General features: G+C 35.9%; 16 protein-coding genes and 1 tRNA gene. 4 read left to right on the plus strand and 13 right to left on the minus strand.

The genetic code is table 11. The annotated features are described in order from the left end of the window. The first annotated feature begins 155 nt into the window (after nt 1-155). Complete coding sequence (locus H4J39_RS15145; RefSeq protein ID WP_182229229.1) at nt 156-2,111, plus strand: choline BCCT transporter BetT; 1,956 nt, start codon at nt 156-158, stop codon at nt 2,109-2,111. Between the two features lie 32 nt (nt 2,112-2,143). On the opposite strand, the gene H4J39_RS15150 is transcribed toward H4J39_RS15145, so the two are convergent. Further along, nucleotides 2,144-2,647: a MarR family winged helix-turn-helix transcriptional regulator gene (locus tag H4J39_RS15150; RefSeq protein WP_182229230.1), complete on the minus strand. Its 504-nt coding sequence runs from the start codon at nt 2,645-2,647 to the stop codon at nt 2,144-2,146. A gap of 138 nt (nt 2,648-2,785) precedes the next feature. Continuing rightward, nucleotides 2,786-5,710 (minus strand): TonB-dependent receptor, encoded by a 2,925-nt coding sequence (locus H4J39_RS15155; RefSeq protein ID WP_182229231.1) that lies wholly within the window; start codon nt 5,708-5,710, stop codon nt 2,786-2,788. A 203-nt stretch (nt 5,711-5,913) separates the two neighbouring features. Between H4J39_RS15155 and H4J39_RS15160 the strand changes: the two genes are divergently transcribed. Beyond that, nucleotides 5,914-6,816, plus strand: coding sequence for a hypothetical protein (locus H4J39_RS15160; RefSeq protein ID WP_182229232.1), 903 nt, complete (start codon nt 5,914-5,916; stop codon nt 6,814-6,816). 54 nt (nt 6,817-6,870) lie between these two features. Here the strand turns inward: H4J39_RS15160 and H4J39_RS15165 are convergent. Further along, nucleotides 6,871-6,946: transfer RNA gene (locus H4J39_RS15165), tRNA-His, on the minus strand. A 235-nt stretch (nt 6,947-7,181) separates the two neighbouring features. On the opposite strand from H4J39_RS15165, the gene H4J39_RS15170 reads away from it, so the two are divergent. After that, entirely contained in the window at nt 7,182-7,739 is a 558-nt protein-coding gene (locus tag H4J39_RS15170) for a DUF1285 domain-containing protein (RefSeq protein ID WP_182229233.1), read from the plus strand. Nucleotides 7,740-7,779: 40 nt separating this feature from the next. On the opposite strand, the gene hemN is transcribed toward H4J39_RS15170, so the two are convergent. The 7 genes from hemN to H4J39_RS15205 all read right to left on the minus strand — a co-directional run bounded on the left by hemN (nt 7,780) and on the right by H4J39_RS15205 (nt 14,990). Continuing rightward, on the minus strand, nt 7,780-9,150 hold the full coding sequence (gene hemN / locus H4J39_RS15175; protein ID WP_182229234.1) for an oxygen-independent coproporphyrinogen III oxidase: 1,371 nt from the start codon (nt 9,148-9,150) through the stop codon (nt 7,780-7,782). A 108-nt stretch (nt 9,151-9,258) separates the two neighbouring features. Beyond that, nucleotides 9,259-9,750 carry a DUF2489 domain-containing protein gene (locus H4J39_RS15180; RefSeq protein WP_182229235.1) on the minus strand — a complete coding sequence of 164 codons (492 nt, stop codon included), beginning with the start codon at nt 9,748-9,750 and terminating at the stop codon, nt 9,259-9,261. A 9-nt stretch (nt 9,751-9,759) separates the two neighbouring features. After that, nucleotides 9,760-10,344 carry a Der GTPase-activating protein YihI gene (yihI, locus tag H4J39_RS15185; RefSeq protein ID WP_182229236.1) on the minus strand — a complete coding sequence of 195 codons (585 nt, stop codon included), beginning with the start codon at nt 10,342-10,344 and terminating at the stop codon, nt 9,760-9,762. A gap of 783 nt (nt 10,345-11,127) precedes the next feature. Further along, the gene (locus H4J39_RS15190) at nt 11,128-11,658 is read right to left on the minus strand and encodes a VOC family protein (RefSeq protein WP_182180450.1); all 531 of its coding nucleotides are present in this window, start codon (nt 11,656-11,658) and stop codon (nt 11,128-11,130) included. Nucleotides 11,659-11,784: 126 nt separating this feature from the next. Next, nucleotides 11,785-13,602 carry a M61 family metallopeptidase gene (locus H4J39_RS15195; RefSeq protein WP_182229237.1) on the minus strand — a complete coding sequence of 606 codons (1,818 nt, stop codon included), beginning with the start codon at nt 13,600-13,602 and terminating at the stop codon, nt 11,785-11,787. Between the two features lie 160 nt (nt 13,603-13,762). Beyond that, nucleotides 13,763-14,623 (minus strand): formyltetrahydrofolate deformylase, encoded by an 861-nt coding sequence (purU, locus tag H4J39_RS15200; RefSeq protein WP_182229238.1) that lies wholly within the window; start codon nt 14,621-14,623, stop codon nt 13,763-13,765. A gap of 112 nt (nt 14,624-14,735) precedes the next feature. Further along, nucleotides 14,736-14,990, minus strand: a complete 255-nt coding sequence (locus tag H4J39_RS15205; RefSeq protein WP_182229239.1) for a VF530 family DNA-binding protein — start codon at nt 14,988-14,990, stop codon at nt 14,736-14,738. 160 nt (nt 14,991-15,150) lie between these two features. On the opposite strand from H4J39_RS15205, the gene H4J39_RS15210 reads away from it, so the two are divergent. Further along, on the plus strand, nt 15,151-17,031 hold the full coding sequence (locus tag H4J39_RS15210) for a methyl-accepting chemotaxis protein (RefSeq protein WP_182229240.1): 1,881 nt from the start codon (nt 15,151-15,153) through the stop codon (nt 17,029-17,031). Between the two features lie 46 nt (nt 17,032-17,077). Here the strand turns inward: H4J39_RS15210 and H4J39_RS15215 are convergent, their stop codons facing one another. The 3 genes from H4J39_RS15215 to H4J39_RS15225 all read right to left on the minus strand — a co-directional run bounded on the left by H4J39_RS15215 (nt 17,078) and on the right by H4J39_RS15225 (nt 22,985). Further along, nucleotides 17,078-18,739 carry a methyl-accepting chemotaxis protein gene (locus H4J39_RS15215; protein WP_310649767.1) on the minus strand — a complete coding sequence of 554 codons (1,662 nt, stop codon included), beginning with the start codon at nt 18,737-18,739 and terminating at the stop codon, nt 17,078-17,080. Nucleotides 18,740-18,848: 109 nt separating this feature from the next. Further along, nucleotides 18,849-19,577 carry a glutathione peroxidase gene (locus tag H4J39_RS15220; protein WP_182229242.1) on the minus strand — a complete coding sequence of 243 codons (729 nt, stop codon included), beginning with the start codon at nt 19,575-19,577 and terminating at the stop codon, nt 18,849-18,851. Between the two features lie 141 nt (nt 19,578-19,718). Next, nucleotides 19,719-22,985, minus strand: a complete 3,267-nt coding sequence (locus tag H4J39_RS15225; RefSeq protein ID WP_182229243.1) for an ATP-binding protein — start codon at nt 22,983-22,985, stop codon at nt 19,719-19,721. Between the last annotated feature and the right edge of the window lie 73 nt (nt 22,986-23,058).

The following is a 23,058-nucleotide window of genomic DNA, read 5'->3' on the forward strand; positions in this document are numbered from 1 at the left end:
ATAGGACTTATAGATAATTTTTACAAATGCTTGTATCTTCACAGACAGGTTTTTTGTCCATAAGGGTGTTTATTTCTCTTGTGAATTAGTTATGTTGTATACTGAATCTCTTAAGTATATATAATATCAATACGAATTAAATCCAGGGGAATAATTTGCCTACATCGGTCAAGAGTCAATTAAATAAAAAGGTATTTGGTAGTGCTTCAGCTATTATAATTGCGCTGTTACTTTATACGGCTACGCTGCCTAAACAAGCGCAAAGTTTATTTACACTTATTCAAGCGAGCATCATTGAAAATGGCAGCTGGTTCTATGTGCTAACGGTTGCTTTTATCTTCTTTTTTGTTATTTTTTTAGGAGTATCTCGCTACGGTGATATTCGTTTAGGCCCTGATCATTCAACACCTGATTATTCGTTAGTTTCTTGGCTTTCTATGCTCTTTGCTGCAGGAATGGGCATTGGCTTGATGTTCTTTGGTGTAGCAGAACCCCTAATGCACTATTTGTCGCCACCAACGGCTGAAACCGGTACGGTTGCAGCCGTTCAAGAAGCAATGAAAATGACGTTTTTTCATTGGGGACTTCATGCGTGGGCTATTTATGCCATTGTTGCCCTAGTATTAGCGTATTTTAGTTATCGACACAATTTACCCCTAACTTTACGGTCTGCTCTATATCCTTTAATTGGTGACAGAATTTACCAATGGCCAGGGCATTTGGTTGATGTTTTTGCTGTCGTCAGTACCGTTTTTGGTGTCGCTACCTCTCTTGGTTTAGGGGCATCACAGGTTAACGCTGGCTTTAGTTACTTGTTCGGTATTGAGGTATCGCTTACTAATCAAATCATCATTATGTGCGGTATTACTTCACTGGCGGTTATATCAGTTGCTACGGGGTTAGATAAGGGTATTAAAATACTCTCTGAAACAAATATGATTTTAGCTGTTATTTTGTTGCTGTTAATTTTTGTGCTCGGTCCAACAGTGTTTTTATTACAAGCTTATTTACAAAATATTGGCGACTATTTGGCTGATATTGTGCATAACACCTTTAATTTATTTGCTTATAAAAAGACAGATTGGATAGGTGGTTGGACGATATTTTACTGGGGCTGGTGGCTGGCTTGGGCTCCTTTTGTTGGTTTATTTATTGCCCGAATTTCTCGTGGCCGTACGATCAGAGAATTCATTATAGGGGTTATGCTAATACCGACGGTATTTACTTTGTTTTGGATGACTATTTTTGGTAATAGTGCCATTGATTTAGTTTATAACCAAGGGATCGTTGGGTTAGGTGAAATGGTGAGTAAAGACTCATCAGTCGCACTTTTTGTTTTTCTTGAAAACTTCCCACTATCTTCAGTGCTTTCATTTTTTAGTGTGCTGATGATTATAATATTTTTTGTCACCTCTTGTGATTCTGGAGCTATGGTGGTTGATATGCTTTGCTCGCATGGCAAGAATGATACACCGTTGTGGCAACGTGTTTATTGGGCGGTTGGTATTGGTATAGTGGCGGCGATATTGCTGTTGGCAGGGGGACTGAATGCACTTCAAACCATGACTATTGCCAGTGCGTTACCCTTTACTCTCGTATTATTACTCGCTATTGCTGGTTTGATTAAATCGTTAAGGGTCGAGGCTTTTAAGCAGGATAGTCAGTTAATAACAGGGCTACCCCACTCGAGTAATGACAATAGTGATAGTTGGCAAATACGACTAAAGAACGTTGTTGATTTCCCAAATAAAACTAATGTCAGTAAGTTTGTTAAGCAGACAGTTGTTCCAGCATTTGATTCTGTCGCTAAAGAGCTGCAAGCAAATCAAATCAATGTTCAGATTTTACATGACAATGGATTAACGTTAATTGTGGACCATGGCGAAGCACAAGAGTTTGTGTATCGGGTGTTAGCTCGTAAGTACTCTCAACCTGACTATGTTATTGAAGCCAATGAAGCTGAAGATGAGCAAAGTTACTATCGTGCTGAAGTTCACTTGGGCGAAGGCGGGCAAGACTATGACATTATGGGTTGGTCGAAAACGGCAGTGATCAATAATATTATTGATCAATACCACAAGCATTTGCATTTTTTACATTTGTTACGTTAACGATAAATAGCTCAGGATAACCTGAGCTATTTTTACTTATTAGGGGTGTCAGCTTTACTAATACTGCTGGCACTCATCGCATTTAATTCTAATAATGGTGCTGCATCTATTTCATTTGCGTCCATCATTCCGGCGAGTCTTTCCATGGAAGAAAGCAGTTGTGATTGCTCCCATTGCGCCAAGTTAGCAAAATTCTCAATGAAATGCTCTTGCAGTGCTTGAGGCGCATTGAGCAAAAGTGCTTTACCATCTTCTGTTAAATATAAACTGACTTTTCGTTTGTCTTGCGTATTACGTACTCTTGATATAAGACCTTTATTTTCTAACCTATCTAAAATATTGGTAACAGTAGCTGCACTCAAGTTAACACTTTTAGCGACTTGACTTGAATTAACGCCAGACGCTTTATCTATTTCTAGCATAATTAATAATTGTGGGCTTGTTAATCCAGAGGTCTTGCTAAGATGTTTTGAATGCAAATCTATTGCCCGGATGACTTTCCTTAAGGCAATTAATAGTTGTTGATGTTTTTCCATTACAGTGTACTTTTTACTTTAATTACTTTTAGTTTAATCAAAAATATCAGCAACACCTAGACAAATTACTAAAACAGCTATTATTACCTTATTTTAATGGGTATTCGTTATAAAATTGCAGAAATAACTATAACCATATTAAAACTTATAGCTCGCATTTAGCATATATCGAGCACCAAATTCTTGATATGAACGTAAGCGTATTTTTTCACCTTGAAATTCTCGGAGGGATTCATTTGTCAAATTTTGTCCACTTAAGTTGATAACAAAATCAGGGGTAAGGTTATAACTTATTGAAGCATCTAACTGCCCGCGTCCCTCAACACTTACCGAGCTTAATGAACTAGCTTCATAAGCTACTGAGATATACTCGCTGCGATAGTTATAAGCAACTCTAGCTTGCAAAATACCATCATCATAGAATCCTATAACGTTGTATGAATTTTCTGATACACCTTCAAAGGGAAGATCGTCACCGGTAGATTTTTCAATTAACTCACTTGAGCTATCAATATAAGTGTAATTTGCTTGGACACCAAAATTTTGCCATATGCCGTTTAAAAATGTAAAGGATTGTTGAATGCCTATTTCAACCCCAGTAATAGAAGCACCGTCACCATTCCCTCCTTGTTGAGCGGTAACCTTAAAGCTTTCTTCATTGCCATCTATAAGTAAGCTAATACCGCAATAACCATTGATATTAGTGACCTCTACAGGCAGAAATCCTTCTTTATCCATCTCATTACATTCAACAATATTTTGTTCTACAATGAAACTTTCAATATCTTTGTGAAAGAGCCCTATATTTATTAAACCGCCACTTTCTGCATAAAATTCTAGTCCCATATCAAATTGCCATGCTCTATAGGGATCTAAATCTGGGTTACCATAACGAAAAGTAATTTCATCCCCTTCTGCAATTAAATAGCTTAAATCATCAATGTTTGCAGGGCCTTTCGCGAAATATGAGGCTTCTGAGGGTTCTGGACGTGTCATTACTTTAGCGGCAGCACTACGAAAAATAAGCTTTTCTGTTATATTTATCGAAATATTAACACTGGGTAAAACATCCCAATATTGATTACTACTTTTTAATGAGGTTAATTGATTAATATCGCTTACCTCTTCACCACCAAGACCACCATAACCTAATCCATCTATATCAGTGTTCACTACACGCACACCAAAATTAGCTTTATAGGTATAATTTCCTAATTCTCCTTGTGCATTCGCCATAACGTATATTCCAAGAACCTTTTCCTCAGTTTTACGCCAATCAAAACCCGCAACCTCACCTTTACGATTTAAGTCGTGTTTTTTAGCAATATCAACAAAAGCTTTACCGTCATACCAGACAAAATTTTGTAGTTGAGCATAGCTTGAGTAAAAAGGGGATTCTCCCCCTACGGTCTCATAAAATCGTTGGCTAACATCATTTATATTAGGTAGCAAAGCCCTAGCTTCATTTGAACGGCTATTATATTCTTCACCATCAATTAATAATGTATCCCGATAAACTTCAAGGGTGCGGGAACGCTTACGATAGCGGCCGCCAAATTTTATTTTTTCAATGTCTCCAAACTCAATAGTTCGGTTTAAATCAAGTTGTATTGATAATTCTTTATTCTCTTCATAGTCATTAGCGCCATCAGTAATATCGCAAAAAATAGGCTTGCCATAACACCCCTCTTGACCTGATTCAGCCCATGACCAAGCATTAAATTGATTAAATATGTTCATATCACCCATTAAACCAAATGCTTCATCTGCACCGGAGTTAATCTCGGAATCTGGACGAACATCTAAACCAAAAATAGGGAAACGCTTACCTTCGCCATCGTTAAAATCAACTTTGGTTTTTTTATCAATTTGAATTTTAGTTGCATCATTAATATATGTTTGATCGCCTTTACTATAAGAAATAGCAGCTTCAAGCAACCAGTTATCATCAATCGTCCAGTTCATTCCTTGTGTTATGGTTAATACACTAGATTTAACATCAAAAAACTTTTCTTCTAATTTAAGTGCAACACCACTTTCTGAATAATTAGTTAAAAATGACGTTACTGTACCGAACGATGAACCGGGATGTTTGGTAATGGTAATATCACTAAAATTTCCCTTTGCATCCTTAAAATCAAATGAAATATCTCGAGCTATAGAGTCGTCGGTGCTTTCACTAAACGTGATGTCGGTATAAAGCTCAATACCTTCATTAGGACGATATTGAATTGAACTAGCTAAATTAATTGTTTCAGTATTTTTTTCTTGATGGCGTATCCGCGATCTAAAAGGAGCAAAAGCGTCATTTTCAACACCCACATCATAAAGTTGCCAGCGATTTATATCGACATAATCTTTACGGTTTACTAATTCAGAGAGAGAAAAATTAATGGTAAAAGCGAACTGATTATTAACAGGGTTTGCAAAGAAAAAAGAAGTATTAGCGCTTTGCTCATCTGCTAATTCCTCAAATGTTGATCCTACTTGAACATTCCCCGTGGGCTTATCAAAATCAAATCCTCTACGGGTTATAATATTTACAGTGCCTCCTAACCCACCTTCTTCCATATCAGCGGTTGGAGATTTTATGACTTGTATTTGACTCGCTAGACTTGAATTAAACATACTAAGCCCAAAACCACCAGAGACTCTATCTTCATTACTTGGAGGAGTAACAGATTGACCGTTTATTGTTACGCGCGAAAAAAATGGTGGCATACCACGAATTGATACTTTAGCACCAACACCATTTTTACGGGTGATTTGAACACCAGTAACTCGCTGTATAGCTTCAGCTAAATTGTTATCGGGTAACTTACCAATATTAGTAGCAAAAATAGTATCCATCACGCGATCAGCATTTCTTTTCGATTCAATAGAACTATTAATCGATGTTCTTAACCCAATGACCTCAATAACTTCAATTTCATTGTTTTTTATTAGCGTATTTTCAGCCGCTTGAATAGCGTCCAAGATGAGGAGTGAAGGACTAATTCCAACGAAAAATAATGTTTTAATGAATTTATTGTATGAAAATGTCTTACTACATTTTCTTATCATTTTTATCTCTTTAAGGTGATATTTTGCTATAAATATAATCAGAACACATGATTAATATCATAGACAAATAAAGAGAAAAAATACAATAACCCTAATTCGCTATAAGAAAAGTAAATCGATAAGGTGTAAAAATTTGTTATTTAAATTTAATCACTTATTATTAAAGTTATTCTTGCCACTTTTGATTACTTTTATTAATACTTATGAAAATAAAAAATCACGTATTTAAATTTTTATTTTTTATTTTCATCTTTAATACCAATACGGTATTTGCAGAGCATATCAGCTATTGTGGTTTCAAAAGAGACACTCAAGATAAATACACTTTTCTCCAGTTTTTAAATGCCATGAAAGATAATGGTCATACTTATTCGCTCAACCAATATCCAGAAAAACTAACAAGACCTAGACAGCTGCTTAATTTTGAATTAGAAAAAAGCCAATGCGATGTTTTCAGTGGGGGGGCTAACTTAGAATATTCTGCTCGATTTTTAAGGGTTGATATTCCTCTAACGAGAGGACTATTAGGATATCGTTATTTTATGGTAAACAATGAACAACTAGAAAACCTTGCTTCCTTATCAACGTTAAAAGAGTTTAAAGAAAATTTAATGATAGGAAGCAATACTGCCAAATTGAAAAATGATATTTTTAATTACAACAATTTTAATATTATGAAGTCAGCTAGCGGTAGAGCTTGGCTTATGCTGGAGGGGCAAAGGTTCAATGCAATTCAACGCTCTATTGTTGGTGATATAAGCAAAAGAGAAAAGAGTCGGCCTGAATCTTCAATTTATAGAAATTTGATGGTTTATTATCATGCAGATTTGTTTTTTTATGTGAACAAAAACAGAAAAGACCTCCATGAAATATTATTTAACGGCTTAGAAAAATCTTATGAAAATAACAGTTTTATGAAAACCTTTGATAATCACCCTGACATAAAGCAGGCACTAAATCTTTTAAATAACTTCGAAGAAAAAAATATTTATTTAATTCAAAATCCCTATTTAGATGCTGACTTTCATAATATTTCAGCTAAATATTGGATACCTCAAAAAATAAAAAATTCTATCAAAATCAAATTTAATAAAGAGAGTCATTGATACAGCTTGGTTATTGAACTGATGGGGCGCTTAATTATTTTTCAAGGGTAGAAATGGGGTGGCTAAAGGGACTTGAACCCTCGACAACCGGAATCACAATCCGGGGCTCTACCAACTGAGCTATAGCCACCACTGAACTTACTTAGAACGCCTTGTGGTAAGGCGCGGAGAGTATATGGCATTTATGCGTAGATTGACAAGAAAAATATTAGTTTTTAACTCTTTTATCTTCACAACTATTTATTAACTCTATTTCCCTTTAGTTATGCTGTTAATTGTTTAAGGGGTTTTACTAATGTCTACACCTGCTGTATTTTTACTTAAGGTTTTATAATAACTATCCAACGGATGGTTTGGTGGTATAAATGTCATTAGAAAAAATTTCTGAGCAGTTAAATAAGTTAACTGAAGGTAAAGCTAAAAATCTTCCCCCAATAGAGTCGTGGAATCCCCCGTATTGTGGTGAAATCGATTTACAAGTTAAGAGTAATGGTGACTGGTTTTATGGTGGCACAATATTCAAACGCTTATCGTTAGTTAAACTCTTCGCTTCGGTTTTGTTAAAAGAAGTAGGGAGTGAAGGTGATGAGTATTTTTTAGTCACGCCAGTTGAGAAGGTCAAAATTACCGTTGAAGATGCACCTTTTGTTTTAACACAATGGGCTTGGCAAGATGATAAAAAATCAATCATGACAGTTAGTACTAATGTCGATGATGAATTCGTGCTTGATGAAACTCACCCATTAACGATAAATGCTAATGGTGAGTTATATGTTTTAGTACGTCGTAATTTATTGGCAAAAGTACACCGTAATGTTTACTACCAATGGGCGGACTTAGCACAGGAAGTCAGCGCAGAAAAGGGCACTGAATTAAGGTTTTCTAGTGCAGGGCAGCAATTCAGTTTAGGAAAAATTGATTAATCCCTTGCCTTCTTAGTTTATAAAAGTAAGCAAGCTATGATTAAATTACCCGCGAAAAGCGTTGCTGGTTCACGTGTTTTTTCATATATGCATCAAAACTCATACAGATGATACGGATGAGCAAACGCGCTTTTTGATCGACTTTAATAAAATCAGCGGTATTTTCAACCAAACCATCTTGGATGAAAGTATTAAGTAGGGGGAGGTCTTCAGCAAAATACTTAGCAAAATCGATGTTGTACTTTTTGTTAATTAGTTTTTTATCAAGATACAAATTACACATTAATTCACGAATAACTTCGCCACGAATTAGGTCATCTGGAGATAAGCTAACGCCTTTGACTTGTGCATTTTTATTGATATCAATTGCTTTATAATAGGCCTGTAATTCTTTGACATTTTGGCTGAAAGAATTACCAATATTACTAATGGAAGAAACTCCTAAGCCGAGCAAATCACAACCACCCTTTGTCGTATATCCTTGGAAGTTACGGTGTAGTGAACCTTCTTTTTGTGCAATAGAAAGTTCATCATTAGATTTAGCAAAGTGATCCATACCAATAAAGTCGTAACCGAATCCACAAAGCTTTTCGATTGCCAGTTTCATTAAAGCAAACTTTTCTTGCGTGCTTGGTAACCATTCGTCACGTAATTTACGTTGGGCAGCAAAGCGGCTTGGTAAGTGTGCATAGCTAAATAATGAAATACGGTCAACATTCATTTCATGGGCTTTATTAAGCGTTTTGGTAAAGGTTTCTATGGTTTGATGCGGTAAACCATAGATTAAGTCGATATTAATTGAATTGAACCCCACCTGCTTTGCATGAGCAATAAAATCACTAATAAACGTGGTTGATTGCACACGGTTAATGGTTTCTTGTACTTTTTTGTCAATGTCTTGTACACCGATACTTAAACGATTAAAGCCTAAGTCAAAAAGGTGATCTGCAAGGTTCATTTCAATTTCACGAGGATCAATTTCAATACTCATCTCTACATGTTCAGCAAAGGTGAACTTTTCTTTTAATAACGAAACTAATTTTGTTATTTGGCTATGTGTTAAAAAGCTTGGTGTACCGCCACCCCAATGAAGTTGTTTCACCGTGTAGTCAGTAAAAAGTTCAGCGCGTGAATTAATTTCTTCAGCTAAAAATGTGAGGTAGGTATCGGCTTTGTCGCGGTGACGAGTAATCACTTTATTACAGCCACAGTAGTAGCAAAGACTATGGCAAAAAGGAATATGAACATACAAAGACAACTCACGGTTTGGCGAATCTTTTACTGCTTGAATAAAATCTTGTTCAGAAAACGCTTCGTGAAATTCTAATGCCGTAGGATAAGAGGTATATCTAGGGCCACTGGTATTATATTTTGACAGTAATAGGGGGTCGAAAAATTGAGTTGCTTGCATTGTGTTACCGAATTAGCGATGACTTATATTCTAAATCACAGTTTAACAATGCAAACATTAAGGGTATTGATCGAGCGCAACAAAGTTTTATTTATTTAGTAATAAAAGTTAGCTTGTTAGCATACTGATACGTTCTTGGGCATATTGATGCAATGAAATAACATCAATTTTTATCTTTGCAGATAAATTGGTTTCTGCCTTCATACGTTCAAAATCAAGTTTCATACGCTCATTTTTTGCAAGTTTCTTTCTCGCATCAAGAATTGGCATATGCTTGATTTTATTATAAAGTTCAAATATAGCAGGGAATTCTTTAGACAAACCTTCACTTAGTTTTAAAGAATCAAGCAATACACTTAAACGCCAACAGCCTTCAGCGATGTCACATTGCTCTTCCTTCATTGCGTGAGCAATAATAACCACACTACTGAGGATTTTACTATCGTGCTTTGCTAGCGCTACTTTTCTATCTTGCTCTGCCTGTTTTAGTTTAACCGTTTGCTTTTTTAGTTGAGTTAATAATTTCACTGCATAAAAAACAAGTGCAGCAATAACTATTACTCCACCAACAATTGCATAAAACCAAGGGCTTGAAAACATAATAAAACCTTATTCGAATTCTGAAAGATCGCTATTGTCAAATTTGTCCCAAAGATCATCTCCAGATTTTGCTTTATTTGTTGTTACCGGTGATTCATCTTCATCATCATCTTCTAAGCCAAGTAATTCACGTAATTGCTGATGACGTTCCATTTTTTCGTTGAAGTAATCAACGTCTTCATTACTTAGTGAGATATCTTCATCTTGTTGCGCAAGAATACTTTGTAAACGCGTATCTTCTTCAATAGCGAATAGCTCTTGCTCTAAAGAGGTGTCGGGTTCAACAACACGAATAGCCGCGATAGGAGAAATATCAGCTTTCACTTTATTTTTGGCTTTAAAAGGTTGTGTCGCTGCTTTGACAGGAACGCCCAGATCAATCAGTTTTTTACTACCAATACGTGGATCTTTATTTTCTGCTGGTGTTTGAGATTCTTTACCTGCATCAAAGGCTTCTTTCTGGCGATTACCTGCTTGCTTGCCTGTTTTTTTCTTTGGTTTTCTATCAACAGGAACTATGGCTTTTTTCTTATCATCTTTTACTGCGCCAATAGAGCCAGTGCCTTGTTTTCTAGATTTTTTGTTACGAGACATAAAATAATTTCGTTTGTAAATTCAATCGTTGTATTTTACGTTATATTGTGGCAAACAGCGATAGCGTTTTTCATGATTAATCTTCAGGCATAAAAAAACGATGAACAAGTCATCGTTTTCGTAAATTTTAAGTGGTTATCCTAACCTATTAGCAATTCCATTTAAGCTCTAACGTATTATTATTTTTTATGTTGCGTTAAATACTTAATTTATTTTTTTATTGGTCATCATGACACTTTATTTGGCTGTCCGTATGGGTCGTATAGACCTAAATATCAACAATCATCCTGATAGTAACTTAATCATCCGTATTTTTATAAAGGTAACTTTCTACTAAGAGAAGGTTAAATGCTTTCCATGCAGTTCAATCCATATTGTTATTTGGCTACAAAGTAGCTGAGCAATACTCTACCTTAGTTTGTAAAAGCCGCAAGTTATAAATACATGTTTATTTACATCTTATTAATTAAAAAATCTTAATTCATTGTTTTTTATTGCTATTAATGTCTATGGAAGTTAATGAATGGTAAGAATAGTTATTGTTTATGGCTTATGTCTTACAAATTTAGTCATGTATGTAGTACGTATTTTTGTTGGCTTTATATACGAAATTCTTCGTTTAATGGCTGGGCAACCTGACAAATAAGTAAAAATATAGTGTTATATACGGCTTTATATCTTTATGGTGTGAGGGATTTTAGATAAGAGAATACGAAAGGAAAAACTAAGCAGAATAAAAAATTCAACTTAGTTTGTCTATAGTACGATTAAGACAGGGGAAAACTAATCTAGCTCGTGTAACCAAGCAGCATGTTTTGGTGCTACTTTGGTTTCTGCCCATTCTGAAATCATTAAAGGAGCAACTTTTTTAAGTTCTGTCATTTGTTCAATTGAACCGGTATTTGCAGCCAATTCTAATCGATGGCCACTTGGGTCAAAGAAATAAATAGATTTAAATACACCGTGGTTTACTGGACCTAGCACATCAACCCCCTTGGCTTGGAGCTCTGCTTTGGCTGATACTAAAGCATCAATATCTTCCACTTCTAACGCTATATGTTGAACCCAAGTAGGGGTATTTTCATCTCGCCCCATAGCTGGAGAGTTAGGGATTTCAAAAAAAGCTAACACGTTACCCATACCAGCATCTAAAAATATATGCATATAAGGGTCGGGTGCTTTTGTCGATGGCACTTCATTTTCAGCAATCGCTACAGTTAGCTCCATGTTTAAATGTTCTTTGTACCAATCAACGGTTACTTTTGCATCAGCACAACGATAAGCGACGTGGTGAATTCGTTTCATTTTGATCATTTTAAATTCCTAGTCTTCTATTTTTTAAACAATAAGACAATTTTTACACAAGGTAACTTTTGTTACTAGTTTTCTGTTTTTTAATGAATAACTATTTTTGCTGTTTTTGTGGCAAAAAATTTACAGTTAATTTATACAGCGCCATTTTTTGCTGAGCGCATTGTCGACTTCAGTAATAGCAATGGCGGCTAAAGGAGAATCAATAAACACAATCTCATTGGTTATTAATTGATCATCACGAAAATAGTGGCAAGTTACCTGAGTATTTTCTGGCAAATGCTCAGCAAGTTGTTGTAATGATTTTTCACTAACTTGTATATTATTGACAGAGATCAAAATGTCATTTACCGCTAAGCCTGCCTGAGCCGCAGGCGATTTTTCTATAACTTGAGTGATTTTTACTCCTAATGGCAATGCTTTATATTGAGCACCAATGTAAGGTGAATACACATCATTTCCCGTCGTCTCTAAACTATTAAGGTGTTTGAATTTTTGTGCGGTAAATGCAATACCTACTTGTTTAAGTAAGGGGGCTAAGTTAACGCGTTGAGCATTGTAGAGTAAGTCATGAAAAGATGAGGTAATATCTTCATTACATAGGATATTTGCAATATTAATAAAGTCTTCTTCGCAGGTACCCATTTGGGTTCTGCCAAAATGTATCCATAATTCACGCATTAACGTGTCTAAACTATGGACACCTGCTGATTTTTCACGAATAGTTAAATCCAACCAAAGCGCAATTAAAGACCCTTTAGTGTAGTAACTCACAATATTATTAACTGCATCAGGCCCCTGTTGATAAAACTTAGTCCAAGTATCGTAACTTGAAGCAGTGACACTTTGTTTGAGTTCACCTTGACCCCGATAAACACGTGTAGCTGTTTTTGAAAGTTGTTTCAGATAGTCTTCAAAGCTGATTAATCCGGTACGAAATAATGAAAAATCATCATAATAAGAAGTGATCCCTTCATATGCCCACAGTTGTGTCGTGTGAACTTCCTGTTGCAAATTGTAAGGTCTAAATTCTTTGGGCTTAATTCGACAAATATTCCAAGCATGAAAGTATTCGTGTGAACACAAGCTTAAAAATGTTTGATAATTCTCTGTTGTTTCATCAGGTTTATTAGGGTTTGGTAAATCGAAACGACTGGCTTGTAAAATAGTTGAATTTTTATGTTCAAGCCCCCCAAATCCGCTACCTAATAAATGAGTAATAAACCAGTATTCTTTAAAAGGGGCTTCTTTAAACAAATTAATATGATGCTGACAAAGCTTAGCAATATCTACTTTTAAGCGCTCTCGATCACCAAAATGTTGGCTAGTAAAGACTAAGTGATGAATAACACCTTCGACAACAAATTCGAAAGCATCAAAGTTACCAATAGCGACAGGGCAGTCAATTAGCTCTTGATAATCTTCAGCAATATAAACACCAAATTGGTATTTTTCAGTGTCTTTAGTGCGTGTTAAGCCTGTGGCAACTTGCCAATTACTTAACCGAGCAGATTGGTCTTTGGTTAATTTCGGTGGTAATAAAATACTTAACTGACAGCGCTCATTTGGTAACTCTTGTACTTGTAAAAACGTAGAGCTGCCATTAAAAAAACCTCGCTCACTATCTAAATAAGCCGTGCGTACTGATAAATCAAATGCGAATACTTGATAACTTACTGTTGTGCTAGTGCTCGTCGCGGTAAATTGCCACGTTTGTTTGTCGGTTTTATTTAGCGGTATATCTTTTATATTTGAACAAATGTCTTGCTCGCTATTATGAGCACTAATCTCAATGATATTTTTAGCAAAATCACGGATCATATAGCTGCCAGGTAACCAAGCGGGTAGAGACAAATGATAATTTTTGCCAATTTTTGTGCTAAAAGAAAGCTCAACGGAGAATAAATGACTATTTAAATTTTCAGGAAATATCTGGTAGTGGATCATGGAGAAAAACAACTAATTAAGGCAAAAGGTTATGCCTTAATGTAGCAGATATATAGAATGAAAACAGCAAAGCACCACTGAATATAGTGCGATGAACCGACACACCTTCTTGAACTAATGCGTTAAATAAAGTTACTTAAGAGCTGGGTGAAAATGAGGTTTACAGTAAAATCACTGTTTTACCTTGATTTAAGCACACACGCTGCTCGGCGTGCATTCTAACGGCATGAGACAACGCTGTTGCTTCGATGTCGTGGCCGCTATGAACCATTTGCTCTATGGTCAGGCTATGATTAATTGCTTTGACTTCTTGAACAATGATTGGGCCTTCATCTAAATCACTTGTTATATAATGTGCTGTGGCGCCAATAACCTTTACTCCACGTTGGTGAGCTTGATGATAAGGTTTTGCCCCTTTAAAACTGGGTAAAAAAGAATGATGAATATTAATGGCTCGACCTTGCCATTGTTGACAAAAATTATTGGATAAAATTTGCATGTATCGCGCAAGCACTAATAAATCTGTTTTATAACAGGTTAATAATTCTTGTAATTGGCTTTCTTGTTGCTCTTTTGTCGACGCGGTAATCGGTAAATGGTGAAAAGGAATGTTATGCCAATTGACCAAAGCTTCGCAGTCTTGATGATTAGAAATAACAGCCGCTACATTGATGGGTAAAACACCGGCCTTAACTTTTGTTAGCAAAGACACCAAGCAATGATCGTCTTTAGAAACCGCTATAACAACATTAGGAAAATTATCACGCGCTCTTAATTGAAAATTCATCGCCAGTGGCAGGGCTAATTCGGCTATTGCTTCGCGGAATTGCACAATTGAAACTGTTAAGTTTCTGTCGTCAAATGCGATACGCGAAAAAAAGGTGGCGGTATAGGGATCGCTGTACTGGGAGGTTTCTGTAATAAAAGCGCCATGTTGATAAAGGCTTTGAGAAACTTTAGCTAATACGCCTGAGGTATCAGGGCATTGCCAAGTTAAAATATAGTGATTAATGGGTTTCATCCCTGACTCCAAAAAATAATGAATATGGAGCCAGTGTGACAGGTTTCTCAGCAAGCAATTAGTTTATTGCGCTATAAGTTAAATTTTTATTAAATCTAAATAGTGGGCGAAATTATTGGTCGCTCTTTTCACCAGAATTAGGCTGATGAACTTTATGAAAATTCTTAATAAAAAGTGCTTCAACTTTTTCACGGGCCCAAGGTGTTTTACGTAAAAATTTTAAGGTTGAATTAATGCTTGGATCTTCGGTAAAGCATTTTATTTTTATTTGTTGGCTAAGGGCAGGGTAACCAAAATATTCAACGAGTTCGGTAACAAGCGCTTTTAAGGTGATGCCGTGAAGAGGGTTGAAAGGTTGATTGTCCATAAAGGTAAGTAGAATATTATCAATAAAAATATAAAACTATTTTATCAGATTAATTTTGAAGTTGCTTTCAAAAATTAAATGTAACAGGAAGTTGGCTCTAGCTTTTTGGAGTGATATGGTAACGTAATAAGATTGAATGATGAAGTAAGAGAGTTAGTGAGTGTTTATATTAAAATTTTCCCACAAAATAATTATTGCTACTACCGTATTATTATTAATAGCCCTGTCAGCATCCACATCAATTAATTATATCTTTTTGAAAGATAATACCCAAAAAAACCTTAATAATGCGATTGATGAAATAGGACGTTCTGTCTCTGGAAATATTGCTAATTGGTTAACGAACCGCTTACAAATAATCGATGCAGTGGCGCTAAATATAACCGATATTAATGATGATGAAGAAATTTTCCATGGTGTTCAACAAGCGGTAAAAGCGGGGAAGATGAAAAATACTTTTGTCGGACTCGCCAGTACTGGTAAATTTATTCTTGATGATCTCACGATAAAACTTCCTGAAGGTTTTGATATTCGTCAGCGCCCTTGGTATTTATTAGCAAAAGAAGGGCGTAAGTCTTCTTTTACTGAAACTTACATTGATGCGACGACGGATCAAAAAGTATTAACCGCAGTTGCCCCTATTTTAAAAGATAATCAGTTTGTCGGAGCCGCAGGAGGGGATATTTTTCTAGATGAGATTTCATCTATTTTGAATGAAATTGACTTTCTTGATTTAGGCTACGCCTATTTAATGACTTCAAAAGGGAAAATATTAAGTCATCCTGATGATAAATATGTCGATAAAGATGTTAGTGAGTTATTGGGGCAAACACCGCCATTTCTGAGTGACTTAAATGAAATTAATAACAAGACCATTGTTTCCTTTATTCCCATTAAAGGTATCGAATCGGTTGATTGGTATGTGGGTGTTGTACTAGATAGCGAAAAAGCTTATCAACCCATGGTTAATTCTAGAAACATAGCAATTGTTGTCGTTATTGTTAGCCTTTTAGCAACAATCATTCTTTTGCATCTATTATTTAGTTATTTAATGAAGCCAATTCATACTTTAAACCTGGCTATAAAAGGTATTTCTCGAGGCGATGGCGATTTAACCGAACGTATATTGGTGGATAGCCAAGATGAGTTCGGAGAGTTATCACAAAACTTTAATGGCATTATTGAGACGATGCATCATTCGATGAAAAAAGTTAAAGAATCTGCTGCCAACTTAGAGCGGCAGATTGACCAAGTGCGGAAAAGCTCGCAAGTGGGTATCGATATGGCAGACCAACAGCTTAATCGTGGCGAGAGTGTCTCGACAGCGGTAACCGAACTTAACCATTCGTCACAAGAAATTTCTACCAATGCCGTTACTGCATCAGATTTAACATCAGGAATGCGAGCACAGTCGAATGAAGGGCTAGCGGCACTCAACGACAACATTCAATCTATTGGGCATTTATCAAAAATAATGACTCAGTCAAGCGATGAAATTGAGAAGCTCAGTAGTGAAACTAAAAATATAGCGAGTATTTTAGATGTGATAAAAGGCGTTAGTTCTCAAACTAATTTACTTGCGCTAAATGCGGCTATTGAAGCGGCTCGAGCTGGAGAAGCTGGTCGAGGTTTTGCTGTTGTTTCTGATGAAGTCAGAGAGTTAGCACAGCGCACTCAAGAAGCAGCGCTTGAAATTGAAACTCTGATTAATAATCTGGAAACGGGCACCAATGCGGTTGTTACTTCTATGGAAGAAAGCCAAAGAAATAGTACTAATAGTGTCGAAAAAGCGACTATTGCTGATGAAAAAATGCAATTGATTATTCATACTTTACAACAGGTCGACAACGAAAATCATGCAGTAACACAAGCGACTCAGCAACAAGTTAACGTGATTCGCTCTATTGATGAAGATATCTTAAAACTGATGGACTTAAATCAGCAAGGCGTACAGAACTTACAGCAAACACAACAAGCTTGTGACAGCTTACAACAAGAGTTTACGGGCTTGAATGACCTTGTCGGTAAATTTAAAGTGTAAAAAATACGGCTAGACTTAATGTGGTCTAGCCGTATTCTTAACGAGACTACTGTAATTTAAAGTGGCTAATAATCTCAGTGACTTCCTCACTATTTTTTTTCAAATCGACGCTTGCTAAAGCCAATTTTTCTGTCGTTGTAACCGACTCACTCGTCATTCCTGCTAAGTCACTAATCCGTAAATTCACTTCATCGGCGGCACTTGATTGTTGTTCAGTGGCTCGTGCAATTTGTGAGTTCATGTCTACAATGGTATCCATCAATCGGTCGATTTCATTTAAAGAGGCATCTGCTTTTTCAGCGCCCTCTACGGTTGCACTGGACGTTTGCTGACTAATCTTTACGGCTGAAACTGCTTGGTTAGCTCCCGCTTGTAGTTTTTGAATCATTTGTTGAATTTCATCAGTACTTTGTCCTGTTCTGCTGGCTAAAGTTCTTACTTCATCAGCAACCACGGCAAAACCACGACCTTGCTCTCCCGCTCTTGCTGCTTCAATGGCCGCATTCAATGCTAATAAATTGGTTTGTTCAGCAATACCTCGAATGACATCGAGTACCGCACCAATATTCTGAGACTCTTCAGCTAAATGGGTGATCACATCACTCACTTTATCAATATCTTCTGATAACCCTGTGATTTGAGAAATGGTGGTGGAAACAATTTGCTTACTTGAGATGGTATTTTCTCTTGCCTGTTCAGCGGCTTTTTCTGCGGCTTCAGCATTGCTACTGACTTCTCGAATATTCGCTGTCATTTGCTCCATTGCTGCAGCAACTTGCGTGGTATTGTCGCTTTGCATCTGTACAAAATCATTATTACTTTGACTCGTTTCAGAGAGTAATTCTGCACTTTGCATGACGTGGTTTGTTCGGGTTGATATTTCTAATAAGGACAAGCGCATTTTATCAGTAAATAAATTAAAGTAATGTGATAAACCTGATATTTCATCATTACCTTTATTGTCTAATCGTTTGGTAAGGTCGCCGTCACCTTCTGCAATATTTTTCATGAGATCAGAGGCGGCCTGTGCGGGAACCAAAATACTTTTGCCAATAACATATACAATGAACCCCATAGCAACGGCCAACAAAAACGACACTAGCAGTAAGAGGTTACGTTGCTCAGCATAAATGGTATCAATGTTATCAATATAAACACCTGAGCCAACTATCCAATTCCAAGGCGTAAAAAGCTGCACAAAAGAAATTTTATCAACTGGTTTTTCTAAGCCCGGTTTAGGCCACTTATAAGGTACAAAGCCTTGGCCTTTTTCTTTAACAATATCAACCATATTAAGAAACAACGGCGTACCATCAGGATCTTTTACTTGCCCAACAGGTTTATTATTTAATTGTGGTTTGAAAGGATGCATGATCATATTAGGTTGTAAATCGTTTAGCCAAACATAGTTATTATTGTCATAACGAAAGCTTGTTAATATTGATATTGCTTGTTCCTGAGCTTGTTTTTCTGTGATTTTACCCGACAACTGTAATTGATGAAAATGCTCAAGAATGCTAACAGCACCTTCAACTTCTTGTTGTACTTTTTCTTGCTGTTGTGTGTAAAGCGTATGATAAACGTTATATAAACTGACACTACTAAGAATTGCTAGTCCGATGACTAGAGCGCTGATGATTAAGCTCAGACGAGATTTTATGGTTAATTGACGCAATAGTTGCATAGAGTCCTCATATTCTTTATTAATTTAAAACTAAGAATAGGAGGTATTATCAAAAAAACCTAGGCGATAAAATAAAAATGCCGATGAATTAACTTCAATCGGCATAGAGTCTTAAGGAAAATGTCAGTTTGAATTAACCAAAATAAGCGTCTAAATCTTCACTACCACCAATATTCTTACCATCAATAAAAACTTGTGGTACGGTATCAGCGTTTGTAATTGCACGAAACATGGAGGTATTTACATCATTACCGACGACTAATTCTTCAAACTTTAGGCCTTTGCTGGTTAATAATGCTTTCGCTTTTTTACAAAATGGACAGTCTGGCTTGCTAAATATCGTTATTTCTTGAGATTGAACAGCATCAGGATTAATGTAACCAAGCATGGTATCGGCATCAGACACTTCAAATGGGTCGCCAGGTAAGTTAGGCTCAATGAACATTTTTTCTATAATGCCATTTTTTACTAACATCGAGTAACGCCAGCTGCGCTTACCAAAACCAATTTCTTTTTTATCAACCAATAAGCCCATCGCTTCGGTAAAGTCACCGTTTCCATCAGGAATAAAGCTAATATTGTCGGCATCTTTATCTTGCGCCCAAGCATTCATTACAAAAGTATCATTAACAGACATACAAATAATTTCATCAACGCCATTAGCGGCGAATTTTTTCGCAAGTTCATTGTATCTTGGTAAATGTGAAGATGAACAGGTGGGTGTAAAAGCACCCGGTAATGAAAAAACAATAACCGTTTTATTGGCAAAAATATCGTCACTATTACGACTTGCCCAACCGTCAGGAGTAATGATGGGAAAAGTAGTATTTGGCACTTGTTGTGTTTCTTTATTCGTAAACATAGTCACTCTCTTTGATTGATTTGAATCGTTACAGTTGGGCTAGTATGGTTGAATAAATTAATTTAATAAAGTGATATAAATAACTTATAACGATTGATTAAAGCGATTGATAATAAATAATTTACATTATTAATAACAGGCTTATCGCGATGCCGATAATAACCAGCAACTAATTTCTTCAGTAAGAATATCTAGTTGCAAACAAAGCTGTGTAGCAGATACTTTTATATCGTCACTACTTTCTGCTTTTGCTTGTTTACTGATATTATTTATTGTTTTGGATATTTCATTATGGGCAAAGTATCGAGTACTCCCCTTTAGTTTATGAGCAAGTGCCTGTATATATTTATGATCAGGTTTTTGGATTGCACTTAACCATTGTTGTTTTTCTTTTTGCCAAGAGGCAATAAAAAGTTGGCCAACATTTTTACTCAACTCAATATCGTGTTCATTATTTTTTAGTAGCATATCTAAGTCAAAGAGGGTGAAATTCTGTTGCGTTAATTTCTGTTTCTGCTGTCTTTTCAATAACTGCCGATAGGCATTGTTAAGTTTATTCGTGATCTCTTCTTGTGGGCAAGGCTTCGCCATGTAGTCATCAAACCCGGCAGCGCTGCACTTTTCTGCCGCACCACTTAACGCATCAGCAGTAACGGCAATTAGCCAAAGAGGACGGTTTTGAATATTTTTCGTCAGTGTTTGAGCAAGTTCAAAGCCATCAATATTAGGCATGTGACAGTCAGAAATTATAATGTCATAAGCTTCTTTTTCATGTAAATCTAAAGCTTCCTTACCGTCGTAAGCAATATCAGCCTTAATATTTAGTCGTTCAAGTTGGGCACTGAGCACTTTAACATTGACTAAGTTATCTTCAGCAATAAGTATACGGAGGCCTTTAAAGCGATCATCGTCAGCAGCATTAACTAAACGAGTATTGCTACGGCGGTTATCAGTTGTACTCTCTAAATTTGATTGCTTTAATTTTAAAGTAAAATGGAAGGAGCTACCTTGCTTAATAGTTGAGTCAATTTTAATTTCGCTGCCCATAGCGGTAATTATTTCTTGGCAAATACTTAACCCTAACCCGGTACCACCATACTTTCGCGTGATGTCATCATCGGCTTGAATAAAAGGGGTAAATAAAAAGTTTAGTTTGTTTGCTGCTATTCCCATACCAGTATCTTTAACATCAAAATAAAGCGTGTCATAGGTGTTGTTATTAATGATCTCACTTTTAAGTAAAGAGACAATTAGGTCAATTTGTCCTTTTTCGGTGAATTTAACGGCATTACTGAGCAAGTTATTAAGCACTTGTGTGAAACGAGTAGGGTCGGTCAAATAGCAATGGGTTATTTTACTGTCTATTTGTAAGTTAATATCTAGCGCTTTATATTGTTCTATGTGATTAAAGCCACTAATAATATTTTTACACAGTAAATGAAAATTTACGGGTACAGACTCTAAAGTAAGCTTACCTGCGTCCATTTTTGAAAAGTCGAGTACGTCATTTAATAAAGCTAATAAATTGGTTGCTGAACCTTGCAACGTTTCAAGTAAATCACTCTGTTCTTTATTTAAAGAGGTAAACGCGAGCGCTTCTGCCATGCCTAAAACGCCGTTCATCGGGGTTCTAATTTCGTGACTCATACGAGCAAGAAAAGTTATTTTGGCTTGAGCTGATTTTTCTGCTTCTGTTTTTGCTGATTCAGCAATCGCCAAGGCATGTTCAATTTTTTCTTGTGCAAGTTTTCTTAGCCTGAGTTGACGGTAATAAATCCAAAAAATAATGAGACCAAAAAGCATAATCGCCGCAAATAAATAACTGACGTTCCGATAAGCATTAGCAATTTGCTTATCGGCATTATTATTATGGAAAGCTGACTGACTCCATTTAGCATAAAGTCGCTCATAGTCTGTTGCAGAGATACTTTTGACGGTGCGATTGAGTAAGCTGATAACCTCATCATGGCCAAGCTTACTTGCAAAAGAGAATTGAGCACTATCGTTAAATTTTATTAAGGGTTGGCTTGTTAAATTTGATAAGCGATTTTCTTTAATTAAATAGGAGGAGATCAGTGACCCTCCTATAAATACATCAGACTCGCCCAATGATACCGAAGAAATAGCCTCGATCATCGAGTCGAAATAATTAATATTGGCAAAAGGTAGTTTTTCTTTTATTAATTTTGTGACATTAAAGTCATTGACCACGGCAATCTTCTGGTTAGCAATGCCACTTATTCCGTCTATTATAGTGTCATTATGACGGTACACCATACTATAGTTGGCCTTCAGGTAAGGTGTTGAAAAGTGTAGTTTTTCTTTTCTTTCTTTATTCTGTTCCACGAGGGGAAGCACATTGATTTTTTGTTGTTCTAAATAGGCGAAAACTTGTTCTATATTATTTAAATAAACCGGTTTGTAGACAATCCCCGTTCGCGCTGTTGAAATATTAAATAAATCAATAGTAAAACCTCTCTCAGTAATATGATTAAAGTTTTTAGTAATAATGTAGGGAGGAAAACCATTGGCAAGAACAGAAAAATAGAGTTGATTATGGTCAATAATAAAATCTTTTTCAGCAAAAGATAAATGAGTGAAATAACGACCAAACGTTAAGGATATATCTCCTTGATTTAATTCTAAATATTTATTACTCCATAACTCAGCTTGCTGTTGACTCACCGAGCGAATGCTATTGTTAATTTCATGCATTAGCATTCTATCGTTTTTGTTGACCGCAAAACGAAAGTAAATTTCAGGGACTTCATCCTTCGTTATATGAAAAGCACCACTGATATTATATTCGTTTAATTTTTCATTAAGTAACCAAGGTTCTGTTGAATATAAAGCATCATACTTTTGATAATTACCCAGTAATTTGTCAATATCTTGATAATAATAACGATCGATATGTTCGCTAAGAAAACCCAGCGTTGATTGCTCTTTGGAATATATCCCGATTTGCATACCATCACTTTTATTACTTTGGATGCGACGGAAAACTCTTTGTTTCCACTTAGCGTAAGGAATACTGAAAAATATGTTCGACTGCTCTTTTTGGTATCGGGTCATGGCAATAATATCGATACTATTATTTGCTAGCGATTCATAAGCCTTATCTGTTGACATATAGCTAAACGAAATTTCACGTTGATTATCTATCGCCCAAATTTGCCAGTACTCTTTGAGAAAATTGACGAGTAGTTGGAATTTTTCTCCAGAGGCTTCATTAATTGATGATCTGTCGGGTAGGGCTATCTTAAGAGGGGAATTGTTTCTATTGGGTGATTGTTCTGCATAAACACCGCATGTGATTAATAAAATACTGCAAAATAAAGTACGTTTAAGCCAACAAATTGGGTACCTAAAAATGCGCTGTAAGTTACTTATAGTGTCATCATTCATTGTTTGATTTTTAGGTCTACATGAGAGAGTAAAAGTTAATTTTTATAAAATACACTCTATGCTATAAGTCGCT

Origin of the sequence: Colwellia sp. Bg11-12, assembly GCF_014076955.1 — a bacterium.
GTDB lineage: Bacteria > Pseudomonadota > Gammaproteobacteria > Enterobacterales > Alteromonadaceae > Colwellia_A.

What these genes read in the sequence shown, in the direction of transcription:
- H4J39_RS15150 (WP_182229230.1), bottom strand. Translation starts at nt 2,647, where the DNA reads ATGGAAAAACATCAACAACTATTAATTGCCTTAAGGAAAGTCATCCGG.
- H4J39_RS15155 (WP_182229231.1), bottom strand. Translation starts at nt 5,710, where the DNA reads ATGATAAGAAAATGTAGTAAGACATTTTCATACAATAAATTCATTAAA.
- H4J39_RS15160 (WP_182229232.1), top strand. Translation starts at nt 5,914, where the DNA reads ATGAAAATAAAAAATCACGTATTTAAATTTTTATTTTTTATTTTCATC.
- H4J39_RS15170 (WP_182229233.1), top strand. Translation starts at nt 7,182, where the DNA reads ATGTCATTAGAAAAAATTTCTGAGCAGTTAAATAAGTTAACTGAAGGT.
- hemN (WP_182229234.1), bottom strand. Translation starts at nt 9,150, where the DNA reads ATGCAAGCAACTCAATTTTTCGACCCCCTATTACTGTCAAAATATAAT.
- H4J39_RS15180 (WP_182229235.1), bottom strand. Translation starts at nt 9,750, where the DNA reads ATGTTTTCAAGCCCTTGGTTTTATGCAATTGTTGGTGGAGTAATAGTT.
- yihI (WP_182229236.1), bottom strand. Translation starts at nt 10,344, where the DNA reads ATGTCTCGTAACAAAAAATCTAGAAAACAAGGCACTGGCTCTATTGGC.
- H4J39_RS15190 (WP_182180450.1), bottom strand. Translation starts at nt 11,658, where the DNA reads ATGATCAAAATGAAACGAATTCACCACGTCGCTTATCGTTGTGCTGAT.
- H4J39_RS15195 (WP_182229237.1), bottom strand. Translation starts at nt 13,602, where the DNA reads ATGATCCACTACCAGATATTTCCTGAAAATTTAAATAGTCATTTATTC.
- purU (WP_182229238.1), bottom strand. Translation starts at nt 14,623, where the DNA reads ATGAAACCCATTAATCACTATATTTTAACTTGGCAATGCCCTGATACC.
- H4J39_RS15205 (WP_182229239.1), bottom strand. Translation starts at nt 14,990, where the DNA reads ATGGACAATCAACCTTTCAACCCTCTTCACGGCATCACCTTAAAAGCG.
- H4J39_RS15220 (WP_182229242.1), bottom strand. Translation starts at nt 19,577, where the DNA reads ATGTTTACGAATAAAGAAACACAACAAGTGCCAAATACTACTTTTCCC.
- H4J39_RS15225 (WP_182229243.1), bottom strand. Translation starts at nt 22,985, where the DNA reads ATGAATGATGACACTATAAGTAACTTACAGCGCATTTTTAGGTACCCA.